Annotated in this window: 21 protein-coding genes; 4 read left to right on the forward strand and 17 right to left on the reverse strand. The window is 52.2% G+C overall.

Translation table 11 applies throughout. The annotated features are described in order from the left end of the window. Positions 1-8: 8 nt before the first annotated feature. A complete protein-coding gene (locus tag R2K26_RS04175) occupies positions 9-1,025 on the forward strand; it encodes a YesL family protein (RefSeq protein ID WP_316518920.1) in 1,017 nt (338 codons plus the stop codon). A gap of 68 nt (positions 1,026-1,093) precedes the next feature. Here R2K26_RS04175 and R2K26_RS04180 read toward each other — a convergent pair whose 3' ends face one another. From R2K26_RS04180 to R2K26_RS04250, 15 genes are all read right to left on the reverse strand, one after another. After that, positions 1,094-2,083: a tyrosine recombinase XerC gene (locus R2K26_RS04180; protein ID WP_316518921.1), complete on the reverse strand. Its 990-nt coding sequence runs from the start codon at positions 2,081-2,083 to the stop codon at positions 1,094-1,096. Positions 2,084-2,617: 534 nt separating this feature from the next. Next, on the reverse strand, positions 2,618-3,385 hold the full coding sequence (locus tag R2K26_RS04185) for a DUF6873 family GME fold protein (protein ID WP_316518923.1): 768 nt from the start codon (positions 3,383-3,385) through the stop codon (positions 2,618-2,620). Further along, on the reverse strand, positions 3,373-4,758 hold the full coding sequence (gene radA, locus R2K26_RS04190) for a DNA repair protein RadA (RefSeq protein ID WP_316518924.1): 1,386 nt from the start codon (positions 4,756-4,758) through the stop codon (positions 3,373-3,375). The genes R2K26_RS04185 and radA overlap by 13 nt, the downstream gene beginning before the upstream one ends. Before the next feature lie 69 nt (positions 4,759-4,827). Next, positions 4,828-5,538, reverse strand: a complete 711-nt coding sequence (locus R2K26_RS04195) for an N-acetylmuramoyl-L-alanine amidase (protein ID WP_316518925.1) — start codon at positions 5,536-5,538, stop codon at positions 4,828-4,830. 115 nt (positions 5,539-5,653) lie between these two features. Next, the gene (locus R2K26_RS04200; RefSeq protein WP_308448311.1) at positions 5,654-6,193 is read right to left on the reverse strand and encodes a phosphoribosyltransferase family protein; all 540 of its coding nucleotides are present in this window, start codon (positions 6,191-6,193) and stop codon (positions 5,654-5,656) included. A 49-nt stretch (positions 6,194-6,242) separates the two neighbouring features. Then, entirely contained in the window at positions 6,243-6,581 is a 339-nt protein-coding gene (locus R2K26_RS04205; RefSeq protein ID WP_176820086.1) for a histidine triad nucleotide-binding protein, read from the reverse strand. A 48-nt stretch (positions 6,582-6,629) separates the two neighbouring features. Continuing rightward, on the reverse strand, positions 6,630-9,263 hold the full coding sequence (alaS, locus tag R2K26_RS04210) for an alanine--tRNA ligase (RefSeq protein WP_316519332.1): 2,634 nt from the start codon (positions 9,261-9,263) through the stop codon (positions 6,630-6,632). A gap of 55 nt (positions 9,264-9,318) precedes the next feature. Further along, positions 9,319-10,341: a M42 family metallopeptidase gene (locus R2K26_RS04215; RefSeq protein ID WP_316518926.1), complete on the reverse strand. Its 1,023-nt coding sequence runs from the start codon at positions 10,339-10,341 to the stop codon at positions 9,319-9,321. A 278-nt stretch (positions 10,342-10,619) separates the two neighbouring features. Continuing rightward, positions 10,620-10,946, reverse strand: coding sequence for a MazG nucleotide pyrophosphohydrolase domain-containing protein (locus R2K26_RS04220; RefSeq protein ID WP_316518927.1), 327 nt, complete (start codon positions 10,944-10,946; stop codon positions 10,620-10,622). A 49-nt stretch (positions 10,947-10,995) separates the two neighbouring features. Further along, a complete protein-coding gene (locus R2K26_RS04225) occupies positions 10,996-12,594 on the reverse strand; it encodes a penicillin-binding protein 2 (RefSeq protein ID WP_316518928.1) in 1,599 nt (532 codons plus the stop codon). A 49-nt stretch (positions 12,595-12,643) separates the two neighbouring features. Further along, complete coding sequence (locus R2K26_RS04230) at positions 12,644-13,864, reverse strand: U32 family peptidase (protein ID WP_316518930.1); 1,221 nt, start codon at positions 13,862-13,864, stop codon at positions 12,644-12,646. Positions 13,865-13,954: 90 nt separating this feature from the next. Next, positions 13,955-15,253, reverse strand: coding sequence for an endolytic transglycosylase MltG (mltG, locus tag R2K26_RS04235; protein WP_316518931.1), 1,299 nt, complete (start codon positions 15,251-15,253; stop codon positions 13,955-13,957). 4 nt (positions 15,254-15,257) lie between these two features. Then, positions 15,258-15,839 carry a 5-formyltetrahydrofolate cyclo-ligase gene (locus R2K26_RS04240; RefSeq protein ID WP_316518932.1) on the reverse strand — a complete coding sequence of 194 codons (582 nt, stop codon included), beginning with the start codon at positions 15,837-15,839 and terminating at the stop codon, positions 15,258-15,260. Further along, positions 15,839-16,381 carry a DJ-1 family glyoxalase III gene (locus tag R2K26_RS04245; RefSeq protein ID WP_176820078.1) on the reverse strand — a complete coding sequence of 181 codons (543 nt, stop codon included), beginning with the start codon at positions 16,379-16,381 and terminating at the stop codon, positions 15,839-15,841. Before R2K26_RS04245 ends, R2K26_RS04240 begins: the two co-directional genes overlap by 1 nt. Continuing rightward, positions 16,378-17,034: a deoxynucleoside kinase gene (locus R2K26_RS04250; RefSeq protein WP_316518933.1), complete on the reverse strand. Its 657-nt coding sequence runs from the start codon at positions 17,032-17,034 to the stop codon at positions 16,378-16,380. The genes R2K26_RS04245 and R2K26_RS04250 overlap by 4 nt, the downstream gene beginning before the upstream one ends. Positions 17,035-17,252: 218 nt before the next feature. Between R2K26_RS04250 and R2K26_RS04255 the strand changes: the two genes are divergently transcribed. Continuing rightward, positions 17,253-18,056: a hypothetical protein gene (locus R2K26_RS04255; RefSeq protein WP_308448319.1), complete on the forward strand. Its 804-nt coding sequence runs from the start codon at positions 17,253-17,255 to the stop codon at positions 18,054-18,056. 59 nt (positions 18,057-18,115) lie between these two features. Here R2K26_RS04255 and R2K26_RS04260 read toward each other — a convergent pair whose 3' ends face one another. Continuing rightward, a complete protein-coding gene (locus R2K26_RS04260) occupies positions 18,116-20,506 on the reverse strand; it encodes a UvrD-helicase domain-containing protein (protein ID WP_316518934.1) in 2,391 nt (796 codons plus the stop codon). 196 nt (positions 20,507-20,702) lie between these two features. After that, on the reverse strand, positions 20,703-21,293 hold the full coding sequence (locus R2K26_RS04265; RefSeq protein ID WP_308448321.1) for a TetR/AcrR family transcriptional regulator: 591 nt from the start codon (positions 21,291-21,293) through the stop codon (positions 20,703-20,705). Between the two features lie 246 nt (positions 21,294-21,539). Between R2K26_RS04265 and R2K26_RS04270 the strand changes: the two genes are divergently transcribed. Continuing rightward, entirely contained in the window at positions 21,540-23,630 is a 2,091-nt protein-coding gene (locus R2K26_RS04270) for an MMPL family transporter (RefSeq protein WP_316518935.1), read from the forward strand. 28 nt (positions 23,631-23,658) lie between these two features. Beyond that, complete coding sequence (locus R2K26_RS04275) at positions 23,659-26,055, forward strand: hypothetical protein (protein ID WP_316518936.1); 2,397 nt, start codon at positions 23,659-23,661, stop codon at positions 26,053-26,055. Positions 26,056-26,147: the final 92 nt, after the last annotated feature.

The following is a 26,147-nucleotide window of genomic DNA, read 5'->3' on the forward strand; positions in this document are numbered from 1 at the left end:
TTGATTTTGTGGCATTTTTAGGACTTTTCGGTAATTATGATAAGCCGGGTCCGGGCGTTGACAAAGATGAACCGAAAAAGGCAGCGCCGGTACGTTTTTTTGAGATCTTATGGCGAAAGCTGTCTAAACTGGTGCAGTTGAATCTGACATTTATGATCCCATTTATTGTGGTCATCGCGTTGATGGTGGGCGTATTTCTTTTACCGATTCCGCACTTTCTTTATGTAACGTCGTTCTTCGGTGTGCTTGACCTGTACATTCTGTATGCGGTTACACTGCCGCTCATCCTGCTTTCGCCGTTCACATGCGGCTTAGCGTATGTAACGCGAAACTTCGCAAGGGAAGAGCATGCGTTCGTTTGGTCGGATTTCTGGGACGCTGTGAAAAATAACTGGAAGCCGGCACTTTTGAACGGCGTGATCGTGTATCTCGCATATGTAATCTTGAGCTTCTCAATCTTCTTTTATTCCACACGTGTATCGGACAACTGGATGTTTATGATTCCGCTTGCAGTTTGCTGCATCCTGTCGATTCTAATGCTGTTTGCGCAGTATTACATTCCGGTTATGATCGTCACGTTTGACTTGAAGCTGCGCCACATTTACAGAAACGCGTTTATTTTCTCTATTATGGGCTTATTGCGCAACCTGATGATTACGGCAATCCTTGCGGGTTTATTCATTGCGTTTTTGTTCTGCCCGGCGGCATTTGCGGTGATCCCGCTGCTGCTCGTAATCATTTTTCTGTGTGCGTTCATCAGCTATCTGACGAGCTTTGCGACGTATTCGTTGCTCGATACGTACCTGATCCAGCCGTTCTACAAAAAGGAAGCGGAAGCGAAGGACGCTGAAATTCGCGTAGCCAAAGACGGTGATACGTTCAATTTCGACAATGATGAGTTGGACGACGATGATGACGATAAGCCGCAGTATGTGTACGTGAACGGCCGCTTGATCGACCGTAAGATCATGGAGCAGGAATCTCTGTTCTCGGATAAAACGGATACTTCCGATCATTTACAGTAATTTAAAACAAACATAAAAGCCTCTATCGAACTGAAATCGATAGAGGCTTTTATGTTGCTCAATTTTAATTATTTCTCATTCTTATCAGCCTTTTCACGCATTTTGGAAAGTGGGTTGGCGTTTACGGCTTCCTCCATTTGCTTGCTGGAGGTGTGCGTGTAGATCTCTGTCGTGCCGAGATTTTCGTGGCCCAGAATATCCTGCAAAACGCGAATATCCACGTTGCCGTATTGGTACATCAGCGTCGCCGCCGTGTGCCGCAGCTTGTGTACGGAGTATCCCGCGCCGCCAAGCCCGATTTTCGTGAGGTATTTATTGACCATGGCCTGTACGGTCTTAGGACTGATGCGTGTGCCGCGGTTACTGATGAACAGCGCGTTTTTATCCTTCACGTCGTCCTTTGGGCGCACACGCACGTAGGCATCGATAGAAGCTAAGCAAGCGTCATTTAAGTATACGATGCGTTCTTTGCTGCCTTTACCGACGATGCGCAGGGTGGAGTTGTTGTGGATCACGTCGCTCATGTTGATGGAAACAAGCTCGGAAAGGCGCATGCCGCAGTTTAAAAACAGCGTCAAAATGCAATAGTCACGCTCTTTATCCGGCCCGTCCACGGCGTTTAAAAGCTCGCGGCTTTGCTCTAACGTGAGGTAGCGGGGGAGGGTTTTGGCTTTTTTCGGCGGGGTCAGATTCTCTGTGGGGTTAGAATTCAAAAGACCTTCGTGCACGGTCAGGTAGTTAAAAAAGCTTTTGAGGCTCGAAGATTTTCGCTGACGCGTGGAGCTCATGTTGCTGCGTCCGTCGGCAGCGTAGTTCATGAATTCAAAAATGTCCATCGTCGTGATGGAACGGATAAATTCAAGGTCAATATCGTCGATTGGGATTTCTTCCATAGGCGTATCTTGTGAAACATATCCGCGAAAATGTTTCATGAAGCGAAAGAATGTCCGCAGGTCAGAGCAGTATTCGTTTACAGTCTTCGGCGCGCGGCCTTTGATGTTGCGGTAATATAAAGCATATTGCCGCACAATCTCCGGCATTTCAGGCAAAATATCCATAACGGGTACACCTCACAAATTTTGAATTTTAAAGCTGCAGCTTGGTGTTCGGCTCCGTTGGCTTCAAAGCTTTCGGGCTTAGCCTAATCGGTGCATGAATTACTCTTGGATCATCATTATAATTCGGAACGAGACGTATAGACATGCCGTGGTACTTAAACAGACAGCTGAATAAACGGAGCCGAGGTAATTAAAAACAATCTAATTGAGAAACGCACGGATTTCCGCAGCCGAGATTTACATAGAATCAACGCACACAATCACGATTCATAATGAATGCGTTTATTTAAGCAAGTTGCAATCGCAAAACATTGAGTTTGGCTGAAAAAGGATGATCTCGCAGGTTTTACGAAAATCCGCTTGAAAAGCCAGCTATTCGTAAAATGCTACTCCCCAAATTATACAAAATATCTATTTTGTATAATTTGGGATTTTTTAGATTCAAGCCCCTTTGTATGCTTCCGTGTGAATCTGTTTTGAAATGTGCGTGTTTGGGTGCTTGTACATGAATACACAGGCGTATAGAATTAAGAATTATGCATCAAGCTCCATCAGCGGTAAAATGCCGCCGATGTCAATCATCTGGTTTTGCGTCAGCTCAATGTACTGTACGCAGTGCTTTTCGAGAAACGCACGAATCTCCACCGCGCACTCTAAAGAATCGAGCTTGCCTGTGAACGCCAACACATTTTTGTCGATCAGGCCACAGCAGCCGCCTAAGAAGCCGTAATCGTAGCCATCCAGAAAAACGTTTTCTTCGTGCACAAGCAGCACGTCGATGCCAAAAAATTGCGCCAGTGCGCGAATGCCGAGATCCATCGTGATGATCGCGTCTTTCGCCACAACAGCCGTCGCACAGCGCGTGTAGCCTTGGTTGACATGCCTCATTTTAAGACCGGCGTCTTCCAGACAGGTGTAAATGTTCGGATCCATAACACCGAGGTTTGCAAGCACCGTGCCGTTCAGGTTTAACATGTTGCAAAGAACATCTTTCGGATATTTCGGCTCCGGAGTCATGGCAGTCTCCGCTACCTGATAGCCGATATCCGTAAGCTGCTTTTTAAGTGTCTCTTCTCCGCGCAGAACAAACGTGCGCCCCTTATCCAAATGAAACATCTGCATATCTGCATGGTACGCGATCGGATCCGGCAGACGCGTATCAAACTCCGTTGTGACGCACCGAATACCATGCGCCTTTAAAGCTTCCAAAATTTCCGGATATGCGCCGGAGACCGCCGCTGTCGTGACCTTGCTTTCCGGCAGATTCGGCTTTTCAACAAATCGTTCTTTTACTGCACACATGCGTCAAACGCCTCCCTCACGTTGTGGACGCCAATGAGCTCCACCCCGCTGAATCTTTTTGAATCAATGCTTTTCATGCTGTGGTACGGCAGTACACAGCGCGTGAATCCCAGTCGATATGCTTCCGAAACGCGGGACTCGATATGACTGACCGACCGCAGCTCGCCTGCAAGGCCAATCTCGCCGAACACGACGGTATCATCGCGGATTGGCGTGTCTTTCAGGCTTGATACGAGTGCCATTGCAACGGCCAGATCGACCGCCGGCTCATCAATGCGCAGGCCGCCGACGACGTTCAAATACGCGTCTAAATTGGAAAAATAGAAACCTGCACGCTTTTCCAGAACGGCCAAAATCAGCGCCATGCGCGCATAATCAAAGCCCGTGGACATGCGGCGCGGCGTACCAAAGCCGCTTGTCGTTGCAAGACCCTGAATCTCCGCGAGCAGCGGACGTGTACCCTCCATTACGGCGGTTACGCATGTGCCGGAAGCGTTCGTCGGGCGGCCGGAAAGCATCGCCTGCGAGGGGTTTTCGATCTGCCGCAGCCCCGCTTCCCCCATATCGAATACGCCAATCTCGTTTGTGGAGCCATAGCGGTTTTTTACGGCGCGCAGAATGCGGTACGTCATCTGGCGGTCGCCCTCGAAGTACAGCACGGCATCCACAATGTGCTCCAACACCTTTGGACCCGCGATGGCGCCGTCTTTGTTGACGTGACCGACGAGAATCGCCGGAATATCGAGCGATTTGGAGCAACGCATAATCGCGTTCGTGCATTCGCGTACCTGTGTGACGCTGCCGGGCGACGAATTGAGATCGGTAAAGTTCATCGTTTGGATGGAGTCGATCATCACGATATCCGGTTTTTCGGTGCGAATGTGCTCCACCACAAGCTGCACGTCCGTTTCCGCCAAAATGCGCAGGTTGGGGCTGGAAACACCGAGACGCCCTGCGCGCAGCTTGATCTGCCGTGCAGATTCTTCGCCGGAAACATATAAAATACGCAGCTTTTGCCCGAGGTATTCGCAGATCTGCAAAAGAATGGTTGATTTGCCGATACCCGGGTCGCCGCTGATGAGCACGAGCGAGCCTTTTACAAGGCCGCCGCCAAGCACGCGGTCAAGCTCCGAAAGTCCGGTGTGATAACGGTGCTCGTCCTCCGTATCGATCTCTGAAATTGCAAGCGGGCGCGTCAGCAGCGTAGAAGCTGAAGAAGTATACCCGGAAGCGGCGGATTTTGCGGAAACAGCCGTTTTGACGGATTCCTCCATGGTGTTCCACTCGCCGCAATCCGGGCACTTTCCTGCCCACTTTGCGGATTCAAACCCGCAGTTTGAGCAGATGTAGACGATTTTATTTTTAGCCGCCATAACGCGCACCGCCCTTATTTTGTATAATTCTAAGCTTATTTTACCACGGAACAGATGTTTTGTAAAGAGTTATTCCGCTTTGCAAAAGGCGATAATGCCATCCGCGATAGCCGCAGCCAATTTCTTTTGGTAGTTTTCGTCGCACAGCTTTTCAGCTTCTTCCGGGTTTGAGAGGAACCCGCATTCCGCAAACACGGCGGGTACGTCTACGTGGCTCAAAATATACACGCGGCTTTCTGCCTGCTTGCAGGCGCGCGTGTTATCCGGCTGCACCTGCTCGATGACTGCACGGCGGATGGTTTCGGCAAGGTCGGCGCTTTTAGCATTATTTGCTGAGTAAAACATCTGTGCGCCGCTGTATTGACTTTGCTCAAAAAAGTTTTGATGGATGCTCACAAAAATACAGTTCTCAGTCTCGGTTACGATCTGTGTGCGGTATAAAATATCAGACCGCTTTCGTTCGTTTAATGTGCTCAGTGTGGTATCGCCGACGGCAGTGTCCGTTTCGCGAATCATTTTCACGGGGTAGCCCGCAGCTTCGAGCTTTTCCCGCACAAACAGTGCAATGGCAAGGTTTACCGTTTTCTCTTCCACACCGTTTACACCTACGGCCCCGCCGTCTTCCCCACCGTGCCCTGCGTCTAGAACGATCACGGGGCGGTTTTCGGTCTGTGCTGCGGCTACAGATACCGCATGTACCGCACCCAAAACAGAGCACACAAAAAATGTCAGAGCACCGAGGAAAAACACCACAGGAATATACGCGATTTTAAAAGACAAATACCGTTTCAAGCCGCATCACCCATAGATTTTTATGCATTGAAGCTGCCGGAAATACCCTATAAAAAGCAAAAAGCTGCCCGCCGAAGCGAACAGCTTTTTAGCTTTTATGAAATTACTTGAAGAACAGCGGGAGCGGCTCCAGATAGATGATATCCGTACGATCCTTTGCATCGCCCTCGGCGAGCACAGCCGCCTTGCCGACGACGTTACCGCCGATCTCATGCACGAGATCTTCCAACGCGCTCAGCGATTCACCGGTGCTGATGACGTCGTCTACGATGAGAATACGCTTACCCTTCAGCATTGCGCAGTCTTCTTCGGAGAGGTACAGCGTCTGGATGTGGTCGGTCGTGATGGATTTCACCTCGACCTTGATCGGGTTCGTCATGTACGCCTTGATGCCCTTACGTGCAACAACGTACTGACGGCAGCCGATACGCGCCATCTCGTAAGCCAGCGGAATGCCCTTAGACTCCGCCGTGATGATGATGTCGTGCTCCGGGCACTTTTCCATCAGCGCTTTTGCGGCCTTCTCGGTGATCTCTACATCGCCGAACATAACAAAACCGGCAATATCCAGCGTATCGCTGATCGGGCAAATCGGCAGCTCGCGTTCGCAGCCGGCGATCGTCATCTTATAAACTTCACCCATTGTAAAAACCTACCTTCAAAAATTATCGATTTTCGTTATATGCGGGGAATCAGCCCGGAGGCCACGCCATAGAGCGTCCGCCGAGCAGGTGGAAATGCAGGTGCTTTACGGTCTGTCCGCCGTCTTCGCCGCAGTTGTTGACGATGCGGTAGCCGTTCGTGAGACCTTCTGCCGCCGCAATCTTCTTTGCGACCGTGAAGATATGTGCGACGATCTGCGCGTTTTCTTCCGTAAGGTCATCTGCGGAAGCGATGTGCTCCTTTGGAATCATCAGAATGTGCACCGGCGCCTGCGGGTCGAGGTCGCGGAATGCGAGCATTTTGTCGTCTTCGTAGACCTTCGTGCTCGGAATCTCGCCGTTGGCAATCTTGCAGAAAATGCAGTCCATTTGCCTTTCTCCTTTCTTGAGATTTTATATAGAACGTATAGAGAGAACTTAGATCTGTTCGCCGAGAATCTTTTCAACGGCTGCAAGGGCTTCGTCGATCTTCGTCTGATCCTTGATGCCTGCCATAGCGAAGTCCGGCTTACCGCCGCCGTTGCCGCCGGTGAGCTGTGCAACTGCCTTTACAAGCACGCCGGCTTTGACACCCTTTGCCTGTGCCGCTTTCGTTGCGGTTGCAGCAAGCGTTGCCTTTCCGTCCAGAACGCCTGCGAGCACGGCTACAATGGCCGTATCGCTCTTTTCGTCGCGGATCTTATCGCACATGGTGCGCAGTGCGTCGCTGCCTGTGCCGGAGAGCATCGCCGTAACGATCTTGACACCCTTAACTTCCACGGCGTTATCCAGAATGGAGCCGAGGTTCATGGATGCAATCTTGGAGCGCATGGATTCGATCTCTCTGTCCTTCTCCTTGAGGTCGGCGTTGACCTGTGCAGCTTTTGCCGGGAGGTCGGACGGGTTATTGACCTTCATCGCAACAGCGGTATCCTTGAGCAGCGTGTTCGTTGCGTAGATCATCTTAATGACGTTGAGACCTGTGACCGCTTCGATACGGCGCACACCGGCTGCAACGGAGGATTCGCTGACGAGCTTGAAGAGACCGAGCTTAGCGGTGGAATCGATATGCGTGCCGCCGCAGAATTCCTTAGAGAATTCGCCTACCGTTACAACGCGCACGACGTCGCCGTATTTTTCGCCGAACAACGCCATAGCACCGAGCTTCTTTGCTTCTTCGATCGGCATTTCGCGGCACTCAACCTTGATGTCTTCGAGAATCTTCTCGTTGACGAGGTTCTCAACCGCGAGCAGCTCTTCATCCGTCAGGGCGGAGAAGTGCGTGAAGTCGAAACGAACGGCATTCTCGTTGACGAGCTGACCGGCCTGCTCAACATGGTCGCCGAGCACGGAGCGCAGAGCAGCCTGCAGGAGGTGAGCTGCCGTGTGGTTGCGCATGATCGCTCTGCGCCTCTCAACATCTACAACAGCCTCAACGGTGTCGCCTTCGCGGAGGAAGCCTTCCTCCACAACAGCCTTGTGGATAAACACACCCGCTGCATTCTTCGTGGTATCCAGAACGCGGATGGTGCAGGAATCGTTCGTGATGACGCCGGTATCGCCGACCTGACCGCCGCTTTCCGCATAGAAAGAGGTGCGGTCGAGTGTGAACACGATGTCGTCACCGGTCTCGACAGCTTCAACGCGTGCGCCGTCTTTCACGATAGCCGTGACCTTTGCGGTTGCTTTCATATCGGTGTAGCCGACAAATTCGGTCTTGGCAATGTCGTCAAGCACAGCGGAGTCGCCTGCCCATGCGTCTGCACCGGCATTCTTGCGGCTTGCGCGAGCCGTCTCACGCTGCTGGAGTACCAGTGCGCGGAAGCGGTCTTCGTCAACGCTCATGCCTTTTTCGGAAAGGATTTCCTTGGTCAGGTCAATCGGGAAGCCGAACGTATCGCTGAGCAGGAACGCGTCTTCGCCGGAAAGCACCTTTGCATCGGTGCGGTCGATGATGTCGTTGAGCAGCGCGAAGCCCTTATCAATGGTCTTATAGAAGTTTTCTTCCTCAAACGCGATGACCTTTTTGATCATAGCGCTCTTTTCACGCAGCTCCGGGTAAGCGCATTCGTTCTCATGAATGACGGTATCTACAACGTCCGCGAGGAACGGGTGGTTGATGCCGAGAAGTCTGCCATGGCGTGCCGCGCGGCGGAGCAGACGGCGGAGCACATAGCCGCGGCCTTCGTTGGACGGCATAACACCATCGCTGATCATAAACGTCGTGCTGCGGATGTGGTCCGTAATGACGCGCAGAGAAACATCGGACTTTTCGTCCGCACCGTACTGCACATTTGCAATGCGGGAGATATGCTTCATGATGTTCTGCACGGTATCGACAAGGAACAGGTTGTCCACGCCTTGCATCACACATGCCAAACGTTCAAGACCCATGCCGGTATCGATGTTCGGGTGGTCAAGCGGCGTGTAGTTGTTGTTGCCGTCGTTCTCAAACTGTGTGAAAACGAGGTTCCAAACCTCAACGTAACGGTCGCAGTCGCAACCCACGCCGCAGGTGGGCTTGCCGCAGCCGTACTTTTCGCCGCGGTCAAAATAAATTTCGGAACACGGACCGCACGGACCGGAGCCATGCTCCCAGAAGTTATCTTCTCTGCCGAGGCGTACCATGTGCGACGGGTCTACGCCGTTTTGCTTTGTCCAGATGTCAAACGCTTCATCGTCGTCCTGATAAATGGAGATATAAAGCCTATCTGCCGGCATCTCGAGAACTTTTGTAAAGAACTCCCAAGCCCAGGCGGTCGCTTCCTTTTTGAAGTAATCGCCAAAGGAGAAGTTGCCAAGCATCTCGAAGAATGTACCGTGGCGTGCCGTGATGCCCACGCGCTCGATATCCGGGGTACGGATGCACTTCTGGCAGGTGGTAACGCGCTTTCTCGGCGGGGTCACTTCACCCGTAAAATACTTTTTCATCGGGGCCATGCCGGAGTTGATCAGAAGAAGGCTATTGTCATCCTTCGGAATCAGCGGGAAGCTCGGCAGGCGCAGATGTCCCTTAGACTCAAAGAAAGAAAGATACTTTTCTCTGAGATCATTTAATCCTGTCCACTGCATTGTATTCACCATTCCTTCTATAATTTGCAGATAGAATAATATAAAAAGCCTAAGCTCAGTCTAAAACGTAAGCCTCAAGCAGCTTTAACGTATTTTCGACGCCTTCAATGTGGGAGCGCTCGTAGCCGTGTGAAGCGTAAACGCCTGCGCCGATGAGGCCGTGACGCACGTCCCAGCCGGAACGCAGCGATGCCTCTACGTCGGAGCCGTAGTGCGGATAAACGTCCACGGCATACTTTGCACCGACGGACTTCGCCGCTTCCACAAGCGCGGTTGTCACGGCATAATTGTACGGGCCGCCGGAATCCTTCGCGCAGATGGAAACTTCGCGCTCCGTGCAGGTGAGTCCGTCGCCCACGCAGCCCATGTCTACGCTGATGAGCTCTTCGGCATCGCTCGGCACGGAAGCGGAAGCACCGTGTCCGACCTCCTCATACACCGTAAAGTGCAGATAGACCTTGCGCTTCAAAGTGCGGTTGTTGTCTTTGATCTCCTTTGCGAGCGCAAGCAGCATGGCGGCGCTGAGCTTATCATCGAGGAAACGGCTCTTGATATAGCCGCTTTCCGTGATGACGGTGCGCGGGTCAAAGCAGACGAAATCGCCCGCTTCAATGCCAAGTGCGCGCACATCATCGGCGGATTTTACCGGCTCGTCGAGCACGACCTCGGTCGTTTCAAATGTGCGCAGCTTTTCACCGTAGGAGCCGTTCACGTGGATCGACGCATTGCAAAGCTGCAAGGTGCCGCTGTAAACGCCGGAGAAGCGCGAGTAAATGCGGCAGTTCTCCGCTTCGCAGTTTTCGGCGCGCAGGCCGCCGATTGGTGTGATCGTGATGCGGCCGTTCGGCTTGATTGTGGAAATCATGCCGCCGAGCGTGTCTACGTGTGCCATCAGCACAAGCGGGCTGCCCTCGCCGCCGAGGCAGCAGAAAACGCCGCCCTTTCTTGTTTTTTCCGGAGCGTAGCCGAGTGCTGCCAGTTCACCGATAAGATAGTCCGCCGCTTTATCCGTAAAGCCGGACGGAGAATCGATGGAAAGCAGGGCTTTGAGCTCGGAAAGGCAATAGTCCATATTCATGTTTTGCCACTCCTTACAAAAAAATAAGAACTGTCCTCCGCAATGGGACGGACAGTTCCGTGGTACCACCCAAATTGTGCATGAAGCTTTTCTTCATACACCACTTTAAACTCCTTAACGCGGAAAACGGCACAGCTCATCACTGTGCGGCAGTCATACGGGTTGGCCTGTACATGGTGTTTTCCGAGGATCTTCCAGCCTGTGGATCCGCTCTCTGTTCGGTACAGCTATGTGCATTTGCCCGTGCCTTTTGCTATAAAACAAATTAAAATCTAAAATCACCAGCGGCTCATGTTGCGCTTGTGCTTTTCGAGATATACGTTCTCGACTTCATTCGGCGTGATGCCGTAGCACAGCAGAACATCGTTTAAATACATGAGCACATCACATATTTCTTCCGTGAAGTGGTGTCTGGTCTCGGGGTCGTTCAAAATCGCATCGTCACCCTTTTTCTTGATGATGTCGGCAACTTCACCGGCTTCGATCATCATCCAAAGGAGCTTATCGCGACCGATTTTCGGAGAAAGGCCTCCCCACTTTTCGAGATATTTAGCTTGCAGTTCTTTTTGAATCTGCTGCATATCTTCAAGATTCAGGCTTGCCATATCTCCACCCCTTATACGTATCTCATTATAATGCTTTTTTACCGGCTTGTCAATTAAAATCGACAAGAGCTTCGCCGATTTTGCGGAAAGCCTGCGGCACATGCATTTCGCCGGCTGTCTCCTCCAACACGACGAGGGTATAAAGCGGCTCTTCCTGTGCATTGCAGATGTAGCCTGCATACCAATAATTCTCGATTTCTTCCCCGTTTTCGTCATATACACCTGTCTGCGCCGTGCCGGTCTTGATGCCGGAAACACAGTTTTGCGGCGCGCCGATCCGTGCTGTACCGAATCGTGCTGTGCTTTCCATATAGGCACGTAAGCGTGCGGCGGTCGTCGGCTCCATGACTTTTTCACCGGTGTTTTCTTCGGTTTCCTGTACGGATAGATTTGTATCGACCGTGCCATATACGAGCCGCGGCGTCATATAAACGCCGTCAGCGGTAATGGCGTTTACGGCAGCGGCCAAATTCAGCGGTGAGACAGTCGTTTCACCCTGGCCGAACGAAAACAGCGCCAGCGCACGGGCGTTTTTAAGGGCTTGCGCGTTCGAAAGCGAGCCTGCGGCCGTTTCTAAATTGTCTGCAAGCGAAACAGATGTACCAAAGCCGAGCTTTTCCGCCATACTTAAAATCTTTTCCGCGCCGAGTTTCTGCGCGAGCTGTATGAAATACCCGTTGCACGAGCTGCGCAACGCCGTGTGGAGATTCACTTCCCCATGTGCTTTGCCGCCGTAGCAAGTGATCGTGAGGCCGTCAACAACAATGCTTCCGGTGCAGGTATACACCTCCTTGTAATCGATGCCGCATTCGAGCGCTGAGGCGGCGCAGATGAGCTTAAAGACCGAACCGGGCGTATACGCGCACAGGGCACGGTTCACAAACGGTGCATCTTCATTTTCCATGCACGCAGCAAGGTCGTTCGGGTCTACGGCCGGGAAGCTTGCGGAAGCCAGAATTTCGCCGGTTTTGCAGTCTAAAATGACGGCGGCGCCTTTTTTGATTTCCGTGCAGGCATTTTCCACACACTGCTGTATGCGCTTATCCAGCGTCAGCATTACGCCACCGTCCGCAATGCGGTATGTGTTTTCCACGTGCATTGTTTCGCCGGAGATGGCATTGCCGAGCGCATCAATGGCGAAGGTAACGTCGATTTCCCCGTGGTTTTCCGCAAGCAGTGCGTCGAAGCTTTTTTCCACACCGTCCGCGCCGTTATAGTCGCTGTCGAGATACCCGAGCAGATTCGCCGCCGGTTGCGGGTTTGCATACCGTTTTGTGACGGAAAATGTCTGGATGCCGTCGTCGCTGACGGGTGTTGTGACTTCGATCAGAAACGGCTTTCCGCTTTCAAGCGCCGTGCGCAGGACTTCGCGTTTTTCTTCCGGTACAGCGCGGTTTAATTTGGCAAGCGTTTCCCGCGAAGGAATTACCGCAGCGACATAAACACGCTCGGCGTTTGTGAGCGGCTGCAAATTGCGGTCGTAGATCGTGCCGCGCGCCTTGGCGGCCGTTAAGGTATATAAACTCTGCCGCCCGGCGGCCTCCGTATAGCTCGTGCCGCCGAAAGCGGCGGTCACGGTGCCGAGCAGTGCGATGACGAGAAAGAACATCACAAACGCATACGTTGCGATGATCCTGCGTGTAGACATAAAAACACCTCCGTATAGGAAAAGTATGGGTCCTAAACGGAGGTGTTATTCAGCCGCGCTTCACTCTTAGAAACGCGCCCTCTTTGATTTTTCGGTCGGTCTTGAGGTAGACCGTCATCGTCGCGTGCGGTGCGGATTCGATTGGCTCCATATCCTCGTTGTAGATTTCACTAAGTGTGAGGTCATACGGCACTTCGCCCGGCTCCAGTACGCTGACAGTCTCGCCGCGAAAGAAGCGGTTGCGCTGTGAAAGGCGCATCATGCCGTTTTCTTCGCCGGTGCACACGGCCGCAACATCCCAGCCGCGGATATATCCGCCGCTGTTTACGGTCTGCCCCGGCTCGTGACCGCTGTAAAACCCGGTGCTGTACGCGCGATGGCTGATCTTCTCTGTCTCGTCCACGACCCACTGCGGAAGCGGCTCACCGTTCATGACAGCATCGATGCCGTGGCGGTACGCATTCGTCACGCAGGCAACGTAATACGCGGACTTTGCGCGGCCCTCAATTTTGAGGCTCGAAATGCCGCATTCGATGAGCTGCGGAATGTGCTCGATCATGCACATATCGCGGGAATTGAAGACATACGTTGATTTCTGATCCTGTTCGATCGTGAACACCTGATCCGGACGCGTGCGCTCGATGAGGTAATAATCCCAGCGGCACGGCTGCGCGCAATCGCCGTGGTTTGCGTCTCTGCCGGTCATGTAGTTTGAAAGCAGGCAGCGGCCTGAGAACGAAACGCACATTGCACCGTGCACAAATGCTTCAATTTCGAGCGCCTTCGGCGTTTTCGCGCGGATCTCCGCGATTTCTTCAAACGAGAGCTCGCGTGCCAGCACGACGCGCTCTGCGCCCATGTTATAAAATGCGTTTGCGGTCTCATAATTCACAACGCCGGCCTGCGTGGAAATGTGTATCGCGACATTCGGCGCGTATTTTTTTGCCATGGACATCACGCCGAGGTCGGTCATGATGAACGCGTCTACACCGATTGTCTGGCAAAACTCGAGAAACGCCGGCAGCGCGGCAAGTTCTGCGTTATGCGGCAGAATATTACAGGTGACATAGACCTTCACGCCCTGCGCGTGGCAGTATTTTACAGCTTCTTCAAGTTCCTCGTTTGTAAAATTGGAAGGCGCAGAGCGCATGCCGAAGGATTTACCGGCAAGATACACCGCGTCCGCACCGTAGCGCACGGCAGAAATAAGGCGCTCCATATCGCCGACCGGCGCCAGAAGCTCCGGCGCGTTATATCGTTTTTGTTCCATGAAATTCATTCCTTTACTGCATTTGTGCCTTCCCGGACAAAATTCGCCGGAAAGGCACAGGTAGCTTTGTTATCGTAAATGTTGTGTCGGTTACAGCAGACCGGCTTCCGCCATGTTCATCAAATGCTCGTCCATTGTGGAAGCATAGTACGGGGTGCCGTCACTGTCATGGCAGAAGAAGTAATACTCGTTGCCCTCTTCGGACGGATAGATTGCCGCCTTAATAGCTTCAAGACCCGGGTTGCAAATCGGGCCTGCCGGCAGTCCGCTGTTGTCATACGTGGAGTACGAGCTTACGAAGCCCTCCGGCGCGTCATTCGCGGTTTTGTACGGATAATAAACTGTGGAGTCGCAGTCCAGCGTGTGGATGTCATGCTCCGCGCCGTTTTCCAGTCGGTTGCGCAAAATAGCGGAGATCATATACATGTCGTCCGTATTTGCGGCTTCTGCCTGAATGATGGAAGCGAGCGTGATGATCTGATCCGTGGTATAGCCGGATTTCGCAATGTCATCGCGCATTTCGTCGGTGAGTTTATTTTCAAAGTTATTGAGGAAGCGGTCAAGGATCGATTCTACCGTATCGTTTTCAAAGAACTGGTACGTATCCGGGAACAGATAGCCCTCGAGCTTATAGTAGCGGTCACTTGTGTTCGTGATGGCTGCAACATCCGAGTAGCTGTCGTAATCCGAAGAGTTGCAGGCTTCAAGGATCTCGTCTGCAGTGTGCAGGCCGTTTTCTTCCAGCAAAGCGGCAAGCTGCTGCACCGTGATGCCCTCACGGAACATGACGGTGATCTCTTCGCCGAGATCCGGGCCGGACTGCAGCGTGTTGACGAGCTGCTTATAATCGTAGTTTGTTTTAATCGTATACGTGCCGGGTTCAAAATACTCCATTTCTGTGGTGAATTTGCAGAAAAGGGAGAAAAACTCCGGCTTATCGATCGCGTGGCTCTTGTAAAGAATGTCTGTCAGCTGCTCCTGCGTCACGTTTTCGGGGATTGTGACCTCCACTTCGGAATCCATGCGGTCTACACCGAGAAAATCGTTGGAGCCGCCAATCAGGTACGAAGCGAGGGTCAGAGAGACCAGAATAACCATGGCAAGCCACGTGAACGCGAAAATGCGCTTGTTTTTTCTGGCCTTTACACGGTTTCTTTTCTTGTGTTCCTTCGCTTCCTTTTTCTGATTGCGTTCCGCGCGGGCGGAGCGTGCACCGGCAGAGCTTTCTTCCACGCGCTGTGGTGCGCGGCTGCCGGCATAGCCCTGCAAGTCCTCCAGTTCGTCTGTGTGATTGAGCTGATCTTCGGAAAGATTCAGCTTGAATTCGCGCGAATTCTGGCTGCGCGGTGTCGCGTCCTTTGGGGCGTAGCGCCTGCCGTTATCACTCATATTTTCATTCCATCCTTTCTTCATCTGCCGTCAAAACGAGCCGCTTGTCGGTCAAAATACCGTCCATGCGCACATCATGCGGCTGCGCCGGCACTTGCGGCACGAGCTGAAAATCGTAGCATAGGCCGAGCTTTAAAACCGGATGCCGTGCAAAAAACGTATCGTAATACCCTTTGCCGTACCCGAGCCGTGCGCCGTCTGCTGAAAACGCCAGTCCCGGCACAAGGCACAGTGCATTTGCCTCATCTTGATATGCCTCTGCTTCTTTCGGCTCCAAAATGCCGTAAGCGCCCGGCGAAAGATCGCGTAAAGCCGAGATGCGGTAAAACACCATGCGGTTCGTGTTTGGTACGCATTTCGGTACGTAAAGCGCTTTGCCGTCTGCAAGTACACGATCGAGAATTCTGAGCGTATCCGCTTCCGTGCCGAAGCTTACGTAGCTCAAAACACACGATGCCTTTTGGTACACCGAAAGTGCCATGAGCCGCTGCAAAAGGCAGTCATCCCGTGTAGCGCGATCCGTGCAGGCTTTGCGTGCCGCACGCATTTTTCGGCGCAGTGCGTTTTTTTCGGTTATATCGGTCATCAATCCGTGCACTGAATGCCGTCGTGGATCTTCTTTTCGACGTCCTTGTCGGTCAGCAGTCCAGCAAGCGTCAAGCCAAATTGCACAGCAACGCCCATGCCTTTTGCCGTGACGATCTTGCCGTCTACGCAGACCGGCTTTTCGGAGATTGTGGCGCCCTTTAATTCGCCTTCAAAGCCCGGGAAGCAGATGGCTTCCTTACCGTTCAGGAGGCCGAGATGGCCGAGAACGCTCGGTGCGGCGCAGATTGCCGCAAGGTAAATGTCGTTCTTTGCGCAGTATTCCGCGCAGGTTGTGACGATCGGCGATTTTTCGAGGTTCAGTGTGCCGGGCATGCCGCCGGGCAGGATCATCAGCTCCATATCGTCCGTTGTAACGTCTTTTTCTTCGATGTCAGCTGTTACGGTGATGCCGTGGGAGCCGGTGATCGTTTTGCCGCCGACGCCGACGGTCTTTACTTCAAGCTCTGCGCGGCGCAGAATATCCACGGGCGCGAGCGCTTCGATCTCTTCAAATCCGTTTGCAAGAAATACATAGATCATAATAAATCCTCCAGCTTTTCCTTGATCTCGTGATGAATATCTTCAATGCTGCGCAAGGTGTCGCCCTCGGCGCAGTTTAATACGGTCCAGTTTAAATGCTCTGCGGCGTACAGTGCACAATCCCTGCAATGTAGCAGATAATGTATGTCGCTTTCGTGAATGTCTTTTTTGGTGGTGTCGCCTGCGTAGCGCTCTGTGAGCAGCCTTTGGGAAATTTTCGGCGGCACATCCAGATAAATCACACGATCCGGCCTCGGCAGCCCGAATTTTTCGTATTCCAGGTCTTCAAGCCACGAAACGAACGCTTTCCACTCCGTTTTTGGCAGCTTACTTAATTGATATACAATGTTGGACGTCACATAGCGGTCGGAGATGATCGGCACACTACTTGCATAATCGTCTTTCCACTTCATGCGGTAGCTTGCAAAACGATCCACAGCGTAAAATGCGCTTGCGGCGTAGGCGTTCACGTCTCCCGCCTCTTTTCCGAAATCGCCTTTCAGATACATTTTTACAAGCGATGAAGACGGAGAGTCATAATCCGGGAACGTTACCTGCCGTGCGCGGCCGCGCGATAAGGCGTAATCATACAAAAGCTTTGCCTGCGTGCCTTTGCCGCTGCCGTCCAAACCTTCAATTACAATCAATGCCATAAGTTTCATTTACTGCTTTCTGCGTAAATTTGCCGGCCTTTGCCGACTTTTTGCACCGCAGCGCGGTACATTCTTATTCATTATAGCAAACTGCGGCGAAATATACAACCGAAAAATTTCTTACAATGCGAAAAAACCGAGCAAAGCGGCGGGACAGGCACAATACCCGCCCTTTTCCGTACAATGGCATTGAGAAACCACAAAGGAGGTTTACAAATATGGCTGAAAATGAGCGGACACCCGATTGCGAAAACGGCGCAGCGTTAAAAGAAGCCGTCTGCATAGATGCCATGCGCATTTACGATTCCTGTTCAGATAAAGACTGCTTAGAGGATTTACGTGTGCTGTTTCCCGCCTCGGTGCAGCCCGTTGTGGACGCTTCCGCTAATGTGCGGGTGCGGGACGTTGATGTAATCTCTGTGTACATTGATATGCAGCCGATCCCCTTTAACCGCGGGTATTATTCCATTGATCTCACGTTTTTCTTTGACGTATCTTTGGAGCTGTACGGCGGCGCGACAGTGGGCTGCGAACGCGTGAGCGGTATTTCAATTTTCAATAAGAAGGTCATTCTCTACGGCAGTGAGGGCAACGTGAAGATGTTTACAAGCGAGAGCTGCCGTGACGAAGCCGATTTACAGGGCAATAAGGTCTTACCCAAGGCGACTGTGCAGGTCGCGCAGCCGGTGGCGCTTTCCGCAAAGCTTTGCGAGCACTGCCGCTGCGGCTGCGAGCCCTGCTGCGTGATCCCGGACTGCATTGCAAGCCGTTACGGCGGCGCGTTTGAAACGGTAGAGCAGAAAAACACCGTATACGTGACGATCGGCCTGTTTACCATCGTGCAGATTGTGCGGAATGTGCAGATGCTCATTCCTGCGTTTGATTTCTGCATTCCGGATAAGGAATGCGTCACCTCCGGCGACAACCCCTGCGAGCTGTTCCGCAAGATTGATTTCCCGACTGACGAATTTTTCCCGCCGAAAGCGAGCGACTGCGGCTGTGGCTGCGGCAGACAAAATTAGAACCGCATTTGAATAATATAAGCCGTGCACTTTGAAAACAGGTGCACGGCTTACTCTTTTTATACTTTTGTCAGTCTTGCGAAGTTTGCAAACAGCTTTTTGGTGCCGACTTTATCAAACGCGACTTCGAGCAGCGTATCGTTCGCCATCGGCGTGGCGGAAACGATGAGACCCGTGCCGAACGCCTTGTGCAGGACAGTATCGCCTACGCGGTATGTACCGGCAGGCGCGGGCTTTACGCGCGGCTTCGGCGTGAATCCGCCGGCTTCCGCAACGGATTTTGTTTTCGGTGTTTTCCCGAACGGCTTCGTGCCGCCGAAGCTTGGCATAGAGACCGGGCGCGCGCTGTAATCGCGGGAGCGGGTGTGCTCGACGAGCGTCTCCGGGATTTCTTCCACAAAGCGCGAAACGCGGTTGCGGTTCGTCATGCCGAAGATCATGCGGGATTCCGCGTGGAAAATGTACAGCTCCTCTTTTGCACGTGTGATGGCAACATACGCTAAACGGCGTTCCTCCTCCACTTCGGACGGTACATATACGCTCGCCATGCCCGGGAAAATGTTTTCCTCCATGCCCGGCAGGAACACCACCGGGAATTCGAGACCTTTTGCGGAGTGCACCGTCATGAGCACGACGGAATCGGCGTTATTATCGTAATTATCGATGTCCGTAATGAGCGAAACTTCTTCGAGAAAATCCGAAAGCGTACCTTCTGGGTTTTCCTCCTCAAAACGGCGCAGGTTGGAAGCAAGCTCCTGCACGTTCGCGGCGCGGTCTTCTGCGGATTCCGGGTCGTCGGTCTTAAGAAAATTCAGGTAATCGATGCGCTCCACAAGCTCGTCATAAAGCTCGCCGAGCGTGACTTTTTCGTCGTTGTTGAGCTCGATGAGTCCCTGCATCTGTGCGGCGAAAAGCGTCATTTTGTTTGCGGCACGAGACAGTGCGGGATAGTCTTTCGCGTGCGAGACGACCTCAAACAGTGTCTCACCCGTCTGCTGACCGATCTGCGCCGCGACTTCGACCGAGCGGTCGCCAATGCTGCGCTTCGGCGTGTTGATGATGCGGCGCAGGCGCATTTCATCACTCGGATTGTTGATAACGCTCAAATATGCGATCATCTCGCGGATCTCACGGCGCTCATAGAAGCGCGTGCCGCCTATAATTCTATGCGGTACGCCGGATTTTGCAAAATTGCGTTCAAATGTCAGCGACTGAGAGTTCATGCGGTACAAAACAGCGTAATCAGAGAATTTCCGCCCCGCAGCAACGCCGTCTAAGATGATCTTCGTGATGCGTTCGGCTTCATCCGTTTCGTTTTCCGCCGTGTGCAGGTGGATCATGGCGCCGGTGCCGTTCTGCGTCCACAGCGTTTTGCCTTTTCGCTCGGTGTTATGCTCAATGACGGCGTTCGCAGCGTCTAGAATATTCTGCGTCGAGCGATAATTCTGCTCCAAACGAATGACCGTCGCATTCTGAAACGTATTTTCAAAGCTCAGAATGTTTTCGATCGTCGCACCGCGGAATTTGTAGATGCTCTGGTCGTCGTCGCCGACCACGCAGAGGTTGCCGCTTTTTTCGGCCAGCATGCGCACAAATGTGTACTGCGCATGGTTTGTGTCCTGATACTCGTCAACCATTAGGTAGCGGAAACGGTTCTGGTAGTATTCCAGAACGTCCGGGCACTTTTTGAAGAGCTCCACTACTTTGTTGATGAGGTCGTCAAAGTCCATAGCATCGGCGTCTTCCAAACGCTTTTGGTACGTTGTATACGCGCGGGAGATAATCTTTAATCTGAAATCGTCGCCGACCGTGAGGGCGTACTCAGCAGGCGAGATTAAAGAATCCTTTGCCCGGGAAATCTCGTTCAAAATCGATTTTGGCGTGATGTTTTTTTCCGAAATATCGAGCTCTTTTAAGATGCTTTTCATCAAGCGGCGCTGGTCGTCGGTATCGTACACCGTAAAGTGTGAGGAATACCCGATGCGTTCGCCGTCGCGGCGCAAAATACGCGCGCAGGTGGAATGGAACGTCGATGCCCAAATGTCGTTGGCGGTCTCGCCCAGCATGGCACACAGACGGTCTTTCAGCTCGCCTGCAGCTTTGTTTGTGAAGGTAATAGCCATGATGCGCCACGGTGCGCATGCGGAAACACTCAAATGCTCCTGTGTTTCCGTTGTGAGCGGCGTGCCGTTTTCAATATAAGCTTTGCACGCAGCAATATCGTTTTCATCGAGATCGTCACGCAGATAGGTGCTGTTGTACGCGTCGCCGTAGCGCAGGATATTCGCGATGCGGTTGATGAGCACCGTTGTTTTTCCGCTGCCTGCGCCTGCCAAAATGAGCAGCGGGCCGTTTACGGTGAACACGGCTTGCTTTTGGCGGTCATTCATGCGCGCAAAGTCTTTTTCCAGCATTGCGCGGCGCAGTGCAAGAATTTCCGATTTATCCATAGGTTCAAATGATCTCCGTTCTGTTGGTTCTGTGTTTTCTCATTTTTCGGTTTCTATTTTACTATATCTTGCGAAAAAGTTCAATCGAACATAGAAAATTCCCGGGGCGATCTTTAAATCAGCCCCGGAGGGGTTATGTGTAAGTTAATATAACTTTACAAAGCAGCTCAACTTTGCAAAGTCGATACGCTTTACATTACGCAAGCATCTTACGTACCATGTCGTAAAGCACGGGTTTCATGTTGTCTATTGTATCCGGCTTATTTTCAATCATCGTGGCAAAGCAAGTGGAACCGATGAGCTCAACCACCAAAAACACGCGCTTATATAAGACATCTTCTGTGCAGCCCACGGCGAGCGAGCTGCTCTCAATGGCAGTGACAAGCTTGTCCCACAACGGGTCTTCTCTTAGATCAAGCTGCTTTTCAATCATCGGCCAAGAGAAATTGCGCTCTAAAAGCCGCAGTGTCAGACGGCTTCTTTTAAAGTATTCCACGATGTAATCGACCATGAGGATGATGTCTTCTACAAAAACGCCGGTCTTATGCTCTTCCGCATATTCATAGGCCTCACTCAAAACACGCGCGGAAATGCGGTATGTGAGCTGCTGCAGAAGCTGGGTTTTATCGTGAAAATACAGATAAAACGTGCCCTTTGCGACGTTCGCTTTCTTTACGATCTCATCGACTGAGGTCTTGTTAACGCCCTTTTCAAGGAAAAGCTGATAGGCCGCCTCGAGCAGCCCCTCCTTTTTCTGTTCTTTTTTTTGTTCAACACCGCCGCGCATGGCTGTGGCCTCCCAACATTCAGATCTAACTGTGTAATCACTTTATTTGTCTTATAGTATAAGACGGATACACCGTAAAAAGCAAGCCAAAAACAACATTTTGTACAGATTTGAATAAAATGACTAATAGTCAATTTATTTTGCCCATACAGTTCGTCGTTTTTAATATTGACTATTGGTCATTTTTGGACTAAACTACATAACGAAATAAACGGGATGGTTCCCGAATGAAAGGAGCGGTGCTAAATGGAGCACTTTGCACGATGGATCGTGAAGCGCAGAAAGCTGATTCTTGTTTTAGCGGTTCTGCTTTTGATCCCCTCGGTGTTCGGTACGCTCGGCACCTACATTAACTACGATATTTTGACCTACCTGCCGAAAGATCTGGATTCCATGATCGGCGAGACGTATTTGGAGGATGACTTCAATATGGCATCGGTTTCCATGATTACGGTTGAAAACATGTCTACGCCTGATACCTTAAAACTGAAAAGCGATCTTGAAGGGGTCGAAGGCGTACAGAAGGTCATGTGGACGAGCGATTTTATCGACGTGACGACGCCGAAGGAAATGCTTCCGAGCGATATTCAGAAGTTCTTCTATAACGATTCCGGTGCAACGATGCTCATCGTTCAGTTCGATGCCCCGAGCGCAGATGCCAGAACGATGAACGCGCAGAAGCAAATCAAGAACATCTTGAATAAAGATTGCTTCATCGGTGGTATGTCGGCTATTTTGGAAGATACCAAGAGCCTCATCAATAAAGAAATGCCCTTGTATATCCTTTGCGCTGTGGGCGCTTCGTTGCTGATTCTGTTCCTCAGCCTGAAAGAAACGATTGTGCCGCTCATCTTTATGCTTGGCATGCTGTTCCCGATTGCCTATAACTTCGGCACGAACATCTTCCTCGGCCAGATCAGCTATATTACGGAAGCATTGGCAACGGTCCTGCAGCTCGGCGTTACGATGGACTTCTCCATCTTCCTGCTGCACCGTTACGAAGAAGAAAAGCTGACGGTGGCATCCGATGAGGACGCCATGGTGGCGGCTATTAAAAAGACGTTTTCCTCTATTACCGGTAGCTCCCTTACAACGATTGCAGGCTTCCTTGCCATGTGCACCATGCAGCTTACGCTCGGCGAAGACATCGGCGTCGTCATGGCAAAGGGTGTTCTGCTCGGCGTTATCTGCACCATCACGGTTTTACCGTCCCTTATCATGACGTTCCGCCGTGCCATTGAAAAGCACACGCATCGCACGTTCATCCCGAAGCTCAAGCGTACCTCGAACTTCGTCGTGAAGCACCGTGTGCCGATTTTGATTGCGTTTATCATAATCTTCATTCCGTTCTTCATTGCACAGTCAAAGACTTCCGTTTACTACACGATCTTTGATGCGCTTCCGCAGGATCTTCCCGGCATTGCGGGTACGAACCGCCTGAAGGAAGACTTCGATATGACAACGTCCCACTTCATCATTGTGGACGATACCCTTTCCGAAAAAAGCCTCTCCGATCTTTCCGATGAGTTGAGCGGCGTGGACGGCATTCACCAGGTTTTGAGCTATGAAAAATTCGTCGGCGGCGCGATCCCGGAAATGTTTATTCCTGACGACGTGCGAGACATCTTCGAGGCCGGCGGCCACAAGATGATCCTTGCAAACTCCTCTTATAAGAGCGGCAGTGACGAGCAAAATAACCAGCTCTCCGAAATGATCGATATTGTGAAAAAGTACGATCCGAACGGCGTCATCACCGGCGAAGGCGCGATGACGAAAGATTTGATCGAGGTTGCGGATGTCGACTTCAATAACGTCAACATCACAAGTATCATCGTCGTGTTCGTCATTATCGCCATCGTGTTCCGCTCCGCTTCTGTTCCGGTGCTGCTCGTTGCGGCGATTGAAAGCGCCATCATGATCAACCTCGGCATTCCGTACTTCACCGGCACGACGCTGCCGTTTATCACAAGCATCGTTATCGGCACCATTCAGCTTGGTGCAACGGTCGACTATGCGATCCTCATGACCACGCGTTTCCGCGAAGAGCGTAACGCGGGTCACACTGCAAAGGAAGCGGCTCAAATTGCCGTTGAACAGTGCAGTCAGAGCATTTTAACAAGCGGTCTCACCTTCTTCGCGGCAACGTTCAGCGTGTCCCTCGTCTCCCGTATGGAGCTCATCGGCGTGTTGTGTAAGCTCATCAGCCGCGGCGCACTCATCAGTATGGCAGTTATCCTGCTTGTGTTGCCGGCACTGCTCGTCATCACGGAGCCAATCCTCAGAAAGACCACGTTCCATTGGCTGAAAAAGCCCGAAATCACCGAGAAAAAGGCATAATCGATTCAGAGAAAGGATCTCGATCAATATGAGTAAGTATCTTACAAAATCCGTTGCGGCTACGATTTCCGCACTTCTCCTCCTCGGCTGCGCTGCCCCGGCCTTCGCGGCGGATGCTACCGTTGAGAAAAAAGAAACCTCTTATCTCATCCTGAACGCAGACGGTTCCGTGCAGGAGCAGATCACCAGCGATTGGCTGCACAGCGATGACGGTTTTGATGCCGTTACCGACGAAAGCGGCCTTTCCGATATCCAGAACCTCAAGAGCGACGTGATGCCGGAACAGTCCGGCAATACGCTCAAGTGGACGACGGACGAAACCGATATTTATTATCAGGGCAAGAACAGCGCACAGGCGCCGGTCGGCGTTTCCATCGAGTATACGCTGGACGGCAAGGCGGTTACGGCCGATGAACTCAAGGGTCAGAGTGGCCACCTTGTCGCAACCGTTAAGCTGACGAACAACACCGGCGAAGAAGTGACTGTAAACGGTAAAAAGCGCACCGTCTATACCCCGTTCTTCACCGTTGCAGCGGCTGTGCTGCCGAGCGAAAACTTCAAGAACATCACGACAGAGCACGGTCTTGTGGAGTCTGATTCCAAAACGCAGGTTGCCTGCTACCTTGCGATGCCGGGCATGAAGGAAGCCGTCAGCGACCTGCTCCCCGACAGCTTTGATAAGCTCGACGACCTGATGCTCGATACCCTTACCCTCGAAGCGGATGTTACGGACTGCACCGTCCCGACGTTTCTCTTCGCCGCGGCTCCGAGCCTTTCCGACCTCGACCTCGATGAGGCTTCCGACGAGCTTGGCGACACGATGGATGAGTTGACCGATGCAATCGATCAGCTGAAGGATGGTTCCGGCGCACTGGATGACGCTGTGGGCACACTTGTCGAAAGCCTTGACACGTTTGCTTCGAGTTACAGCCAGTTCGATGCCGGCGTGGGCAGCGCTTTGAGCGGCACGCAGACGCTTGCAAACGGCACGGAGAATCTGCTTGAAAACGCACAGCTCTTGGCAACAAAGACCGGCGAGCTTTCCCTCGGCGCTATTCAGCTGCAGAACAGTACCGCACAGCTTGCGGGCGTCATGAATCAGCAGCTTGTCCCGGGCCTTGTAGAGGCTTCCGAAAAGAAGACTGCGCTTGAAGACAAAATGACCGAGCTTTCCGGCAAGCTGGAGACCGTTGAAATCCCGGATATGACAGCGCTCAAAGCACAGCTCGGCGCAGGCGCTGAACAGGTTTTCGATGGCGCGGCGAGCGGCGCAGCGAAAGCGGCTTCCGAGGCTGCCGCAAGCAACGCGGCAACAGTTGCTTCTCAGAAGACGGCGGAAGAGATCAAGGGCAACGTGCAGGCGGCTTCTTCCTCTGAAGATGTCACAAATGCAGCCGCAGCCCTTACGACACAGCTTTATCAGGACGGTTATTCCGCAGGTTATCAGGCTTCAAAAACTTGTGTGGAGATGGCTTTAAATGAACTTGGCCTCGATGACGCGCAGAAAAAGGCTATTTTAAATGCTCTTGCACAGGATTCTACCTCTACCCCGAGCGCCGAAGTCATCAGTAACGGAACCGCGCAGGTTTCTGGCATGGTCGAGAAGATTGCTTCCGACATCGATCCCAACGCCATCGCATCGGCCGTCGGCCCGAAGGTTGCTGAACAGGTTGCCCCGGCTGTTACGGAAAAAGTAACGTCTTCCGATGACCTTGCGGCGGCAAAGCAGAGCGCTGTGCAGCAGGTTGCAGCGGCAATTCCGGACATTAACACCGATGAGCTCAAGAGTTTGATGGGTGAATTCAAAGACCTCTCCTCGCAGGCAGGCGAAATGATGGACAGTGTTGATACGCTGACCGGCGCGCTGTATAACGCAGAGAATCCGGCAGATACCAACACGGTTGTCGGTGCGGCCAACGCGATCTCCGACGGTGCTGCAAAGCTTGGCAACGGTGCTTCTCAGCTTGCAACCGGCACCTCTGCATTCGCAACCGGCGTAGGCACGCTCGATGCAGGCACCGACCAACTGCTCAGCGGCATGGAGACGCTCTCTTCCTCCAGCAAGACCGTATCGAATGCGATCGGTCAGTTCCAGTCCGGCGGCGCAGAACTTAAAGACGGCACGTCTGAACTCAGCGACGGCATGACGGAGTTCTCCGATACAATCAATGATAAGCTCGACGGCCTCAGCGAAATTACCGACCCGGATTCCACGCTGGCACGCGTGATGGACATCATGAAGGATCGTGCGGACAGCTTCAAGGGCTCCGGCCGCGCAGACGGTACGGATATGACCGTAAGCTATGTAATGCGCACCGCAACGGACTCGAGCAGCAACAGCACGAGCACCACGGAAGAAACCACGACCGAGACTGAAACCAAAGACAGCTTCTGGAACCGTGTGGCAAACCTCTTCTCTAAGTAATTTAAAATAAAGCAAAGGAAGCAGGAACACATCGAAAGGTGCGCCTGCTTCCTTTTTTATTGCTTTTTTCGGTGAAACGGTGTATGATTATC

Origin of the sequence: Neglectibacter sp. CSJ-5, from assembly GCF_032490475.1 — a bacterium.
GTDB lineage: Bacteria > Bacillota > Clostridia > Oscillospirales > Acutalibacteraceae > Hominenteromicrobium > Hominenteromicrobium mulieris.